The sequence below is a fragment of the Blautia sp. HCP3S3_B11 genome (assembly GCF_052064435.1).
GTDB lineage: Bacteria > Bacillota > Clostridia > Lachnospirales > Lachnospiraceae > Blautia_A.
Genome location: NZ_JBQHVP010000011.1, coordinates 33,763 through 47,922 on the forward strand (window position 1 = coordinate 33,763; position 14,160 = coordinate 47,922).

Sequence of the window (14,160 nt, forward strand, 5' to 3'; positions counted from 1 at the left end):
GTATAAGGGTGTGGCAGACAGATAAGGTCTGCTGCGCCCTTAAAATATATTTAAGTTAGTTACTGTTCATTCCGTTCACAGCAACACGCTTGGCAACAGAAAACACCTCGCGGGATATTACCAGTGAACAGTAACTTAAGTTAATCTATTGTTCTGTTAGTCCATTGTTATTACTTGAGCTTTCAGGTATAATAAAAAAATTATAGAGATAGTTCATGAAAAATAAAAATTCAGATAAGAAATTATCAATTATTATGCAATATAAGTTTGCGAAAGGAATGGAAAATAAATAATGGTTAAGGTAGATTTGATTACAGGTTTTCTGGGGTCGGGGAAGACGACGTTTATCAGGAAGTACGCAAAGTATCTGATGAATGAAGGAAATAATATTGGAATACTTGAGAATGATTACGGGGCAGTGAATGTAGATATGATGCTGCTTCAGGATCTGATGGGAGATAATTGTGAGCTGGAGATGATTTCCGGTGGATGTGACAAAGACTGCCACAGGAGGAGATTTAAGACGAAACTGATTGCTATGGGAATGTGTGGATATGACCGGGTGATCGTGGAGCCGTCAGGGATTTTTGATGTGGATGAGTTCTTTGATATTCTTCATGAAGAGCCCTTGAACCGCTGGTATCAGATTGGAAATGTGATTGCAATCGTGGATTCCAGGCTGGAGAATGATTTGTCGGATGAGGCGGATTTTATTCTGGCTTCTGAGGTGGCAGATGCGGGATGCATTGTGATGAGCAAAAGCCAGGATGCATCACCTGAGGAAATCCAGGGCACAATTGCTCATGTGAATCAGGCACTTGAGAAGGTTCACTGCAGCAGGAGATTTTGCTGTGAAATGGATGATGTGGATACAGTTAATATTATCCACAAAAACTGGGAGGAAATGTCGAAAGAGGACTTTGACAGAATCGCATCCTGTGGATATGTAATGGCAAGTTACAGGAAACCGGAGTTCGAGGCAGAGGATGCCTTTACTTCTCTGTACTTTATGAATGTGAAGATGACTGAGAAGGAACTGCGGGAAGCAGCTGAGAAGATTCTGTCTGATCCTGAATGTGGGCGTGTGTTTCGGATGAAGGGATTTATGAGAGTAGACAGTGACAGCGAAGACAGTTCTGGACTAGCTGTCCGTACAGAAAGCGATGGACAGCAGTGGATTGAATTAAATGCTACGAAGAATGAAATTACAATCCGTCCGCTTCATGTGGGGCAGGAGGTTCTGATCGTGATCGGGGAAGTGCTGCAGGAGGAGAAAATCAAGTCTTACCTGAAAATCTGAGATTTGAACGGAGTGAACAGTAACGGATTGCAAATGTCCGCTTTATTTTATAAAAAAGGGCACTTGAAAAATTCAAGTGCCCATTGTATAATCTACTTAGAAGATGACCGGAAGCGTGTTCCGGTTGCCCTCGGTAAATTTAATGTGAAAAGAATTTAAGCATCCAACTTTGGGCGGTGGGATGCTTATTTCTTTTTATGTTGATCTATGTAAGTCAATGCCGTAAAGATTACCAACAGTAAAGTAAGGACTTCCATTATGTTCATCGGGCATCACCCTCCTTTCGTGAAACTGGAGGGCAGGGGTCGAAACTTCGCATCCGGGTCTGTTCAATTATACTTGTTCAGTATAACGTGAAAAATAGAAGATATCAAGTACTTTACGTTCTATATTAGTCAATCGGATATTCGCAATCCGCTTTCGCTACTTGCTCATAACCGAATAACTGCTCCGCAGTTTATCAGGAGGGGCTTGTACCCCTCCTGATACAAGCAAGTCCCACCCACTGCTTATTGCTTCTCGCAATTGAAGCAGGGGACTTACTTGATTCGGTTAAAAACAAAACAGGGTATGAAGTTCATCGTAATCTGATAAAGCTTCATACCTTGTTCGTTTATTTTTATGGAGTTTTGTAACCGTAAGGATTATTTGGTAAACAGATCAACCAGATCCTGGCCATCTTCGTAGCCCTGGCTCTTAAGCTCATTTACAAACCATTCGTCTACGCCGTCAACAGCTTCTTTAAAGGAATCGATATCCATATCTGCTTTCTCTGTGAAGGTTACGCCGTTTTTGGATTCCCAGCGTTCTTTGATCTCATTGTCGCTGGAACGGTTGATGTAACGTTCATACTCAACTGCCTTCTGGCCGCATTCGTCAACAACTGCCTGCTGTTCAGGTGTGAGGCCGTCGTAGATATCCTGGTTGATGCAGAAGAACAGACAGTCATAAATTGCATCCCACATAGAGCAGTAAGGCTGAACTTCCTGAACACTTGCAGCATCAATAGCAGGAAGTGGATTTTCCTCACCTTCAACAGTGTTCTGCTGAAGTGCTGTGTAAGTCTCAGACCAGTTCATGCTGGTGGCATCAGCACCCCATCTCTTGTAGCATTCCATCAGAAGGTTGGAACCTGCTACACGGACCTTCAGATTCTTCATATCATCTACAGATTTAATCTCTCGTTTGCTGTTGGTCAATTCACGGAAACCGTTCTCTGCAATACCCATGCAGTGGAGTCCGTATTCACCCAGGATTTCCTTCAGCTTCTCACCAGCTTCACCGTCGAATTTCGCATCCGCATCGTCGTAAGAATCATAGACGAATGGAAGAGAAACAACGTTGAAACGTGGGTCAAATGCAGAGTAGATCAGGTTGGAGTGCATGGAGATCTGAACCGGGTCACCATTCATCAGAGCCTGGATACCTTCGGACTGGTTACCGTTTGTCAGCTGGTCAGCAGCGTAAATGTTGACCTTTACTTTGCCGCCTGTGGCTTTTTCCATCAGTTCACCGAACTTACGTCCACCGTCAGCCCAGGTACTTGTCTCAGTAGTGGAGCATGCGAAGTTCCATGTCATTTCCGGCCAGTCCAGATCACTGTGATCTTCCACTGTGTTGAAGGAATCCTTTGTGAAAAGATCAACCAGATTCTGGGCATCGTCATAGCCCTGGCTCTTCAATTCGTTTACAAACCAGTCATCGATACCGTCAACTGCTTCTTTGAAGGAGTCGATGTCCATGTCATCTTTTTCTGTGATTGTTACACCGTTCTGGCTTGCCCAGCGTTCTTTGATCTCGTCATCTCCGGAACGGTTGATGTAACGCTCATATTCAACTGCTTTCTGTCCTGCTTCGTCAACAACTTCCTGCTGTTGTGGTGTGAGACTGTTGTAGATGTCTTCGTTGATACAGAAGAACAGACAGTCATAAATTGCATCCCACATAGAGCAGTAAGGCTGAACCTCCTGAACACTTGCAGCGTCGATAGCAGGAAGTGGATTCTCCTGACCTTCAACAGTGTTCTGCTGAAGTGCTGTGTAGGTTTCTGACCAGTTCATGTTGGTGGCATCAGCGCCCCATCTCTTGTAGCATTCCATCAGAAGGTTGGAGCCTGCTACACGAACCTTCAGGTTCTTCATATCGTCTACAGATTTAATTTCATGTTTGCTGTTTGTGATTTCGCGGAAACCGTTCTCTGCAATACCCATGCAGTGGAGTCCGTACTCACTGAGGATTTCCTTCAGCTTCTCACCAGCTTCGCCGTCGAATTTCGCATCCGCATCGTCGTAAGAATCATAGACGAATGGAAGAGAAACAACGTTGAAACGTGGGTCAAATGCAGAGTAGATCAGGTTGGAGTGCATGGAGATCTGAACCGGGTCACCATTCATCAGAGCCTGGATACCTTCGGACTGGTTACCGTTTGTCAGCTGGTCAGCAGCGTAAATGTTGACCTTTACTTTGCCGCCTGTGGCTTTTTCCATCAGTTCACCGAACTTACGTCCACCGTCAGCCCAGGTACTTGTCTCAGTAGTGGAGCATGCGAAGTTCCATGTCATTTCCGGCCAGTCGAGGTCACTGTAATCTGCGATTGTGTCAAAGGAGTTATTGCCGTCTCCTGCGTCCTTGGAAGCTGTATCAGAGGAAGCGGAGGACTGATCACCTGTGTAGGAGCCTTCTTTTGCAAGAGCTTTCGGAAGGAAAGTGGAGGTGATCGGGATGTAGGTAACGATCAGAAGAACTGCAACGCAGGCTGCGATCATTGGCACAACTGCCCTTGAGATCTCCTGCAGAGTAACTTCCAGACCTTTTTTGATCTTGATGCTGATTGCTACGAAGAGGTTTACGCCTACAGGAGGAGTTACCTGTCCGATTGCAAGGTTTACAGTTGCCATAACACCGAATGCTACTATATCGTATCCAAGAGCCTTACATACAGGAAGCATGATCGGGATGAAGATGTACATAGCGGAGTTTGCATCGATGAAGCATCCTGCGATCAGGAAGATGATGTTTACGATCAGCAGGAAGGTAAACTGGTTATGTGCGATGCTTCCAAGTAAATTGGAGGCTGCATCTGCAATACCGAATTTGGTACATACAAAGGAGAACAGGGAGGCACTTGCTACGATGAGCATGATACCGCCGGTTGTCTTGGCTGAGTCTACCAGGATGTCAAACATATCGCGGATGGAAACCTCCCGGTAGATGACCATACCTACGAAGAGTCCGTATACAACAGATACGGCTGCTGCTTCTGTTGGTGTGAAGATACCGCCATAGATACCGCCCAGAATGATGATCGGCATCAGGAATCCCCAGAAAGCATCTTTGAAAGTGTCCCAGCGTTCTTTGCCTGAGGCCTTTTCTCTGGATGGTTTGATGTTGTGTTTCTTTGCTTCCAGCATTACTACGATTACCAGTGCCACGCCCATAAGAAGACCTGGTACGATACCTGCCATAAACATATCTGCGATGGATGTGCCTGTGATGGATGCGTATACAACGAAGGCAATACTTGGCGGGATGACAATGGCAATGGAACTTGAGGTAGCCATCAGTGCAGTGGAGAATGGTGCGGAGAAACCGCCCTGTTCTACCATGGCCGGAATCAGTACGGCACCAAGGGCTGCAACAGTTGCAGGACCGGAACCGGAGATTGCGCCGAAGAAGCAGGCTACGATAACACATACGATGGCAATACCACCTTTTTTGTGCCCTACGCAGGTATCAACGAATTTGATCAGTCGTTTGGAGATACCGGCTTTTGCCATGATGTTACCTGACAGTACGAAGAATGGGATTGCCAGGAGCAGGAATTTACTGATTCCTGAGTACATGTTTGTTGCTACGATCGTCAGGGATGTACCGGAGTAGAGAATCGCGCACACGGAGGAAAGTCCGAGGCAGATTCCGATCGGCACACCGAGAATCAGGAAAATGAAGAAGGAGATAAATAAGATTGCACTGATCATTTATTTGCCCTCCTTTTTGTCTGTTGTGATTGTGTTTATGTTACTTTTTGTGCTGTTGTCGGTACTTTCTGCGCTGTCGGTTTTGCAGCAGAAGTCCAGACAGAATTCGATGAAGTGAAGGATCATGCATCCTGCACCGATAGGGACGAAGGACCAGAAGATCCATTCAGGCCAGTTTAATACGAAGGTTCTTTTTCCGTTCTGAAGCTGGGTGATAACCTTGTCCATTCCGTATTTGAAAAGGATGACGCTGAAGATGATGCTCAGGACTGTGATCAGGATTACGGACGGTTTCTTCAGTTTCTTTGGAAGGCGGTCTGTGACCAGTGTCAGGCTGACCAGTTCTCCTTCGCGGCAGGCAAGTGCGGCTGCCAGCAGGGTGATGAGTACGAATACCGCTACTACAAGTTCTTCTGTGAAGGACCAGGAACGGTGGATGACTTTACGGGAAAATACGTTTCCCACAGTCAGCACCAGGATCAGCAGTGTGGAGATCACAAGGACGATCTTTTCTACTGCAGCCAGTGCGTTCATGATTTTTCTGTAGATTTTCATGCTCTCTACTCCTCTCAAAAATTTGCTGCTGTTTTTCGGAATTTGGAGCAGATTCAAGGCAGATGGAGTGTAATGGTTATAATATGTAATTAGTTACATTTTTCATCTGTGGTGAATTCTGTTGTCTGCGAAAAACAGAAGTAGTGTTTCGGTTTCAGATCGACAGCCTGGTAAAGAAAGTATGTCTCGTGTGTAAGGGCATTTTTGACACAAGAAAGAATCCTGCTTGCAGGATTCTCCGCCTGCGATGGGTCGCTTCAGCGACATAATTCCTCTCCATCGCAGTGCGATCCTGCCCAGAGGGCTTTTTTATGTTATAGGAATATTATGGAGTAATTTCCTATAACATAAAAAAAGTCCGCCCCACGCAGGGACGGACATATAATATTCCGTAACCACCCTGTTTCATCTTTGAAACAAGTACGATTCTGCAACGTACCGATATACGCGGCTCCTGTAACGGGGGGCGGCCGGGGAAGCTTACTGTGAATACGGTTATATCTGTAATGATGGTATTCAAGGGTTCGGCTTTCCTTCTCGGGGATGATATTCGAAACAGGTCTGTCGCTGCATTTCACCGGACTGCAGTTCTCTGGGGACAGGGGGACTGTTTTTACTGGTTCCCTTCGTTGAATTTATGCGTTATAGGTTTAGCTGTTTAAAAAGCTAAAGCAATTTTAACGCTGTTTGTTTTGAAAGTCAAGAGGTTTTTGTAAGTATTTGGGGGAAGTTTGTTGGTGTGGGGCGTACACTTGCAATAGGGGGACGCGCGAAGCAACATCTCTCTGCAGGTTCAGTTCCGGGGGCTAAGTAACTCTAAGGTGGGGGAAAATCCGCTAAAAGCATGAAGAAAAATGCAAAACTCGCTCCGTTGCAGACTCCGCTCAGACAGGTTGCTATTTTTCTTCATAACGCGGATTTCCCCCGTCTAAGAGTTACTAAGCCCCCTCCAAATTCACCTGCAGAGAGATGCTGCTTCGCGCTGGCTATTGGCTGTGGTGGAAAAATGAGTTTGTTGGAAGAAATTGGGCGAAGCCGATTTCTTCTTGGGGTGGGTGCGTAGTGTGAGATTATTTTATAAGGGGAAAATTTATTTTAGAGATTAATTTTCGAATATCTTATGGATATATAAAATTGTTTTTAGATATGAGATGATATATACTTATGACATAAGTACATATAGTGATTGTGAAATATAATATTAGAAAGGGGAGAGTATAATTAGATGATTTTATTTCATGGAAGTAGAGAAATTGTCAGGTTTCCTGAGGTGAGAAGAGCGGTTTTTAATAAAGATTTTTATTTTGGTTTTTATTGTACTGTTTATAAGGAACAGGCGGAGCGGTGGGCGACCAGATATGGGAAAAAGGGATATGTGAACAGTTATGATTATATTCCGAATCCGGCATTGAAGTATTTGAAATTTGAGAAAATGACGGATGAATGGCTTGATTTTATTGTGGCGTGCAGAACGGGGAAAGCGCATACGTATGATATTGTAGAGGGACCTATGACTGATGATACAATTTTTAATTATGTACAGGCTTTTGTGGATGGGAAAATAACAAGGGCTGCATTTTGGGAGCTTGCCAAATTTAATCATCCGACACATCAGATTAGTTTTCATACGATTTCTGCATTAGATACATTAACATTTATGGGAAGTGAGGAAGTTTATGGGAACAAAAAATAATAGTAATTTATTTTATACTTGTAGTTTAATCGAATATATCGGGCGTATTCGGAAACAGAAACGTTGCATGGTTCTGGATTTGATGGGGAGAGAAACATTGGAGAGGATTTATGACTATGCGGATGTTTTTCATTGTGAACCAATCGAGAAGGTTGCATCGGAATTTATAGAAGAATGTCAGATTCCAGAGGGGGAGTTTGATAATGTTGGAGACTGTAGGTATCGTATTCCAGATTATTGGACAATCGGTGAAGTTTACGAACGGGTGATTGAAGATTGTTATAAGGATCAGGAGATTATGGAAGGGGTATGGGAAGTGTATCATTCTTGGATAGATAAAAGTATATCAGACTATAATACAGATTTTTATTATCAGTCGCGTGATTATATTGCAGAATGTTATAAAGCTGGAGAGATACTGGAATAATGATAGTATGACCAAGTAAGTTTTCTGTTTTAATTGTAAAGAACAATAGGCAGAGAACTTATTTGCTTTGTTTATATGTTATTTTGTTTAAATATACTTTCGAAATACAAAGCATCATCAAGGGTGGTTTTCCATTGGTATTTTCTGAGGTCGGTTTTCCAGCCTTTGTCTGTGTGGATGACAGTTACGCCTTCGCTTTCGAGGAGGATTTTCTGTTGGTCGTAGGTTTCGAAAGATGCAAAGATGGACAGGGAGAATCCTGCGGTTGATTATATAGTGGAAAAGGCTTACAATTGTAGTTACATATAAGGGAAGAATATAAAAGGATATTGTTGGGAAAGGAGACTGGTCATATGGGAATTTATTTAAATAGTATGTCACCATATACGTTGTACAAAAGTGAAGTGAATAGTCCATACTTTGTAGATAAGTCGCAGATGCTGAAGGAATTGATTCCATTGGTGGAAGTTGGAAATCGTCATGTATGTGTAACGCGTCCCCGGAGATTTGGTAAAACAGTAATGGCAAATATGATCGGTGCTTTTTTCGGAAAAGATGTAGATGCCGATGATGTATTTGATTTCTTGAAGATTGCAGAATTCCCTGATTATAAAAATCATTTGAATCAGTATAATACGATTTATATAGATTTTAGTGTAGTTGATGATGAATGCACCAGTTATAAGGAATATATTGATGCCATAAAAGAGACTCTGAAGATAGATTTAAAGCAGAAATATCCTGAAATTACATTTCGAAGGGGAAGTTCGGTAAGAGAAGATCTGCAGAGGATTTTTGCAGAAAGAAATGAACGTTTTGTGTTTGTTTTTGATGAATGGGATTCGGTGTTTCATATGCCGTTTATTACAGAGAACGATAAGCAATCATATCTGCTGTTTTTGAAGGGACTGCTGAAGGATAAGCCGTATGTTGCGCTGGCATATATGACGGGAATATTGCCGATTGCAAAGTATTCCAGTGGTTCTGAATTGAATATGTTTGTAGAGTATACGATGGCTTCAGAATTTAGATTTGGAAATGCTTTTGGTTTTTCTGATGCAGAAGTTGATATGCTTTATAACAGATACAGCAAGATCAGAGAAGAGAGAAACGAAGTTATAAATATATCACGTGAAGGCTTGCGCGAATGGTATGATGGGTATTTTACAAAAGATGGAGAGAGAATGTATAATCCCAGGTCAGTTGTAATGGCTTTAGAGAATAATAATTTAAGTAGCTATTGGACAAGTTCTGGCCCTTATGATGAAATATTTTATTATGTGAGACATAATATTGCTGATGTGCGCAACGATCTTGCTGTTATGATAACAGGAGAGGGTGTGAAGGCAAAGATTCAGGAATATGCAGCTACTTCTATGAATCTGACGACCAGAGATGAAATTTTGTCTGCAATGGTAGTTTATGGTTTTTTGAGTTATTATAACGGAAAGGTATATATCCCTAATAAAGAATTGATGGATAAATTTGATGAGATGATCCAGAAGGAAGCTTCATTAGGATATGTATATAGATTGGCGAAAGAATCTGAGCGTATGCTTGAGGCCACACTTTATGGGGACACGGAAACAATGGAGACAATATTGTCTTATGTTCATAATACGGAAACACCAATACTTTCTTATAATAATGAAATTGAATTATCGGCAATTGTAAATCTTGCATATCTGGCAGCAAGGGACAGGTATCGTGTGGAGAGGGAAGATAAATCAGGGAAAGGATATGTTGATTTTATTTTTTATCCGGTAGATAAAACAGATACATGTATTATTCTGGAATTAAAAGTGAATCATACACCGGAAGAAGCTATTCAGCAGATTAAAGATAAAGAATATATTCTACGGTTCCTCGGTAAATTAGGAGAAGAACCTAAATATACTGGAGAAATTTTAGGCGTTGGAATTAGTTATAACAAAGAAACTAAGGTGCATAAATGTAAAATAGAAATTCTTAGAAATAGAATTTAATCAAAAGTCAGAGGGCGAGAAATCGCCCTCTCTTTTTTGCAGAGTTATTCCGCAAATCCCTGCTGTTCCATTTCACGTTCTACTTTAGTTTCATTTCCCTGATTTGCAGATGCAAACAGGTGGCGAAATACGAAGCGGCAGAATGGTCCGACAACCAGGATCTGCAGTGGGTAGGCCATGATGAAGTTCAGGCAGATGGTCTGGAGCCAGATGAAGATCAGGTTTGAAGTGATCCCTGAGGATTCGATGGTTCCGAGCAGGCTCATCAGTGGTACCATTGTGAAAAGTGTTATTATGCACAGAGTAGATAGTGACTATGTTAGTGAAAAGAATCGACGGTTACTCTTGACAACCGGATAATTTTCTGCGTATATTGTAAAAAAATAAGATATTAAGTGACTGATAAGTCAGGTTAAAAAATAGTCTGATATAATGAGCGATAAAAAGCCACAAGGATTAGCAGAAAGGGGCAACTATGGATTTAAAGAACTATTCAACAGGGGTACAGCACATTGGAATTCCGACAAATGACATTGACAAAACAGTAGAATTTTATCACAAATTAGGGTTTGAAACAGCATTTGAGACTGTAAATGAGGAAGCGAATGAGAAGGTCGTTTTCCTGAAGCTTGGAACTCTGGTAGTGGAGACTTATGAGAACCATGCAGCGAAAATGGAGCATGGAGCGATTGATCATGTTGCGCTTGATGTAAGAGATATTGAAGAGATTTTCCATTATATCAATGAAGCAGGATTAAATTCTACACAGGATACCATTCATTTTCTGCCATTCTGGGAGAACGGTGTGAAATTCTTTACGATTGAGGGACCGAATAAGGAGAAAGTGGAATTTAGTCAGTATCTGTAAGAACTGTGATGTATAGTAAAAAGGAAGCGATCAATAAGTTTTAACTTGGGACAGTAAGGACACTTTAAATAAAGAATTATGAAAAATGTTGCACATCATGAAATGAACATTTCACGATATGCAACATTTTTCTAATGTAATAAAAAAATATATATTTTTTGATTCCATTTGCCAATAGAAATTAAGATAGAAAAACGCTACAATAAAAACCGTAAAAGATAACAAAGTAAACACAATTGTTTCAGAAAACTCAGAGACAATTATAAGGTAAAGGGTAACTGTTTAGTATCCCGCAAGGCAGTGGTAACTGAACAATTGCCGCAAAACAAATAAATATCAGGAGGAATCAAAATGAAAGTAGGATTTATCGGACTTGGAATTATGGGAAAACCAATGTGCAAAAACCTGATCAAAGCAGGCTATGAAATGGTTGTAACAACTCATAACAAAGAGACACTAAAAGAAATGGAAGCACTTGGTGCAAAAGCTGTAACCGGCGGACGTGAAGTTGCAGAAGAAGCAGATGTGATCATCACAATGCTGCCAAATTCCCCACAGGTAAGAGAAGTTGCTCTTGGTGAAGGAGGAATTATTGAGGGCGGTAAAGAAGGAAGCATTCTTATTGACATGAGCTCTATTGATCCTACCGAAAGCAAGGCAATCTCTGCTGAGCTGGCAAAGAAAGGTATTGATATGCTGGATGCTCCTGTTTCCGGTGGAGAACCAAAAGCAATTGATGGAACAATTTCCGTAATGGTTGGTGGTAAGAAAGAATCCTTTGATAAATATTATGATCTGATGATGGCTATGGCAGGTTCTGTTGTATATGTAGGACCAATTGGATCAGGAAATGTTGCAAAGCTTGCAAATCAGATTATCGTTGCTGTAAATATCGCAGCAGTTTCCGAGGCACTGACTCTGGCAAAGAAAGCCGGCACAGATCCTGAACTTGTATATCAGGCAATCCGCGGCGGACTTGCAGGTTCTACTGTTCTTGATGCAAAAGCACCGATGATGATGGATAGAAACTTCAAACCAGGGTTCCGTATTGAACTTCATATCAAAGATTTGAACAATGCTCTGAATGCAGGACACGCAGTAAGTGCTCCACTTCCTCTGACAGGCGAGCTGATGGAGATCATGCAGGCACTTAAAGCTGACGGATATGAAAAAGAAGACCATTCCAGTATTGTGAAATTTTATGAAAAAATCTCCAATGTAACTGTTACAAGAGACTGATGTCTGTTGCAGAGAACAGAGTGGACAGCAAAATGCTGCAACTGTGAAGGTACTGAACAGTTACGGATAAGCATTGAACCGTGACAGGATACTTACTATGAATTAATTCAGGAGCCTCGACAGGTATAGACCTGCCGGGGCTCTTGAGTTACAATGAAGTCGGAAGAGTAAGGAGGGTTTTTATGTCAAAAATAGCAATTTTACTTTCAAAAGAGTATATGCTTGAACAGGCAAAAAGAGTAATAGAGGAAGAGCACCTGGATGTTGATATTCTCAAAGTGATTAAAACCTCAGACTCTGTTTATGAAGCGCGTCAGGCAGTGGAGCTTGGAGCTGAGATCATACTGGCGCGGGGAGTTCAGGCTTCATTTATCAGACAATACACCAATATCCCTGTTGTGGAACTGACACTGACCGGCCAGGAAATTGGTCTGATGATTACCAGTGCAAAGAAAAAAGTACCGGATATCCAACACCCGAAGATTGCATTGATCGGTTTCAAAGGTATGTTCAGTGACATGACTTACATGGATCAATTGTTTGATGTGCAGATGAAATTTTATAATATTACAGCAATTGAGCAGGCAGCCGAAAAAGTAGAACTTGCCATTAAGGAAGGTGCTGATGTGCTGATCGGTGGGGATACCGTGAATGCACTGGCTTTACAGAGGAGATTTCCGGGACAGTTCATAGATTCTACAGAAGAGTCCATTCGTTCAGCTCTGGCTGTGGCGGTAAAAATGCTTCAGACAGCAGAAGCAGAAAAAAATCACACGGTTCAGTTTGAAACGGTTCTTGACAATTCCTATAACGGGATACTCGAAATTGATGAACAAAAGCAGATACGAATTGTAAATAAAGCCGGAGAAGAGCTTTTCCGTAAGAAAGGACAGAAGCTTCAGGGGATGCCGCTGGAAAAGGTATTGCCAGAACTTGAACAGCATTATATAGATGAAGTGCTGGAAGGTAAAAGAGATGCTTTTATGACATCAGTGTATGTTTCCGGAATGCCGATGATGGTGACGGCAGCACCTATACAATATGAAAACCAAATCCGGGGAGCTTTTATTTCTGTATACAGAAATACGGCGGCAAGGCTGAGTACGAATACAGAGGAACTCAGAACTCATTATCTGAAGGGATATGTGGCTCATACACATTTTTCAGATATCAAGATTACCGGAAAAGAAATGGAGTACTGTGTTGAACTGGCCAAAATGTACGCTCTTTCCCGCAAACCGGTATTGATCACCGGTGCAGCCGGAACAGGAAAAGAAAAGTTGGCACAGTGTATTCATAATAACAGTCCTTATAAAACAGGTCCATTTGTGACAGTTAACTGCAGCGGAATGACAGAGCAGATGCAGATTGACTGTATCTTTGGAAATCCGCTGGCAGAGGATGAGGGGATCCGCAAAGGTGCACTGGCAATTGGGGATTTGGGAACAGTCCTGATTTCTGAAGTTGATAAATTGTCTGCCTCCTGTCAGTATCGTCTGTATCGTGCCATTCGCTATGATTCTCTGATCCGCAATGATCTGGAGCGCAGCCAGACACTGGACAATCGTATTATTGTCACTACTACGGAGGACCTCTGGCAGTGTGTGAAAAATGGAAGTTTTCGCGAGGATTTATATTATCTTTTAAACGGGCTTACAGTGGAAATGCCGCCTCTTTGCAGGAGAAAAGAAGATATCCGCATGATCGTCGAGGAAAGACGTGCAAAGTTTACCAGAAGATATGCCAGATTTCCACGTATTTCCGATGAGGCGATGGAAGCACTGATGTCATATGAATGGCCTGGAAATGAGATACAACTGGAGGCTTTCTGTGAGCGTATGATGCTGACCACACCAAAGAAAACAATTACAGGAGATTTTGTCAGATTTCTGCTGAATGAATTATATCCGCAGCCAAAGCAAAAAACAGCAGACGGAACAGAGATAATTTATCAGAATCCGGAAGCAGTCCGTCTGACAGAACTTCTGGAGAAACATCATGGAAACCGCACTGAGGTGGCAAAGGAACTGGGAATCAGTACCACCACACTTTGGCGGAAAATGAAGAAATATGGCGTGATTAATAAATATGACTTATTCTGAAACATTGTGATTTG

General features: G+C 42.0%; 10 protein-coding genes. 7 read left to right on the forward strand and 3 right to left on the reverse strand.

Annotated features, from left to right (window positions below):
* Window positions 1-292: 292 nt before the first annotated feature.
* Window positions 293-1,300 carry a GTP-binding protein gene (locus ACTNC0_RS10120; protein ID WP_441087263.1) on the forward strand — a complete coding sequence of 336 codons (1,008 nt, stop codon included), beginning with the start codon at window positions 293-295 and terminating at the stop codon, window positions 1,298-1,300.
* 644 nt (window positions 1,301-1,944) lie between these two features.
* Here the strand turns inward: ACTNC0_RS10120 and ACTNC0_RS10125 are convergent.
* Window positions 1,945-5,277, reverse strand: coding sequence for a TRAP transporter large permease subunit (locus tag ACTNC0_RS10125; RefSeq protein WP_441087264.1), 3,333 nt, complete (start codon window positions 5,275-5,277; stop codon window positions 1,945-1,947).
* Entirely contained in the window at window positions 5,278-5,832 is a 555-nt protein-coding gene (locus ACTNC0_RS10130; protein WP_441087265.1) for a TRAP transporter small permease, read from the reverse strand.
* A gap of 1,225 nt (window positions 5,833-7,057) precedes the next feature.
* Between ACTNC0_RS10130 and ACTNC0_RS10135 the strand changes: the two genes are divergently transcribed.
* The 3 genes from ACTNC0_RS10135 to ACTNC0_RS10145 all read left to right on the forward strand — a co-directional run bounded on the left by ACTNC0_RS10135 (window position 7,058) and on the right by ACTNC0_RS10145 (window position 9,937).
* On the forward strand, window positions 7,058-7,525 hold the full coding sequence (locus ACTNC0_RS10135) for a DUF3990 domain-containing protein (protein ID WP_291808414.1): 468 nt from the start codon (window positions 7,058-7,060) through the stop codon (window positions 7,523-7,525).
* The gene (locus ACTNC0_RS10140) at window positions 7,509-7,952 is read left to right on the forward strand and encodes a hypothetical protein (RefSeq protein WP_216458480.1); all 444 of its coding nucleotides are present in this window, start codon (window positions 7,509-7,511) and stop codon (window positions 7,950-7,952) included. The genes ACTNC0_RS10135 and ACTNC0_RS10140 overlap by 17 nt, the downstream gene beginning before the upstream one ends.
* A gap of 353 nt (window positions 7,953-8,305) precedes the next feature.
* On the forward strand, window positions 8,306-9,937 hold the full coding sequence (locus ACTNC0_RS10145) for an AAA family ATPase (RefSeq protein WP_300335441.1): 1,632 nt from the start codon (window positions 8,306-8,308) through the stop codon (window positions 9,935-9,937).
* A 44-nt stretch (window positions 9,938-9,981) separates the two neighbouring features.
* Here the strand turns inward: ACTNC0_RS10145 and ACTNC0_RS10150 are convergent, their stop codons facing one another.
* Entirely contained in the window at window positions 9,982-10,215 is a 234-nt protein-coding gene (locus tag ACTNC0_RS10150) for a DUF2798 domain-containing protein (RefSeq protein WP_291808424.1), read from the reverse strand.
* 197 nt (window positions 10,216-10,412) lie between these two features.
* Here ACTNC0_RS10150 and ACTNC0_RS10155 point away from each other — a divergent pair, with 197 nt between their 5' ends.
* The 3 genes from ACTNC0_RS10155 (at window position 10,413) to ACTNC0_RS10165 (ending at window position 14,146) form a co-directional block, all read left to right on the forward strand.
* Window positions 10,413-10,805 carry a VOC family protein gene (locus ACTNC0_RS10155; RefSeq protein WP_441087266.1) on the forward strand — a complete coding sequence of 131 codons (393 nt, stop codon included), beginning with the start codon at window positions 10,413-10,415 and terminating at the stop codon, window positions 10,803-10,805.
* Window positions 10,806-11,156: 351 nt separating this feature from the next.
* A complete protein-coding gene (gene garR, locus ACTNC0_RS10160; RefSeq protein ID WP_441087267.1) occupies window positions 11,157-12,044 on the forward strand; it encodes a 2-hydroxy-3-oxopropionate reductase in 888 nt (295 codons plus the stop codon).
* 182 nt (window positions 12,045-12,226) lie between these two features.
* Window positions 12,227-14,146 carry a sigma 54-interacting transcriptional regulator gene (locus tag ACTNC0_RS10165; protein WP_291808968.1) on the forward strand — a complete coding sequence of 640 codons (1,920 nt, stop codon included), beginning with the start codon at window positions 12,227-12,229 and terminating at the stop codon, window positions 14,144-14,146.
* Window positions 14,147-14,160 lie beyond the last annotated feature (14 nt).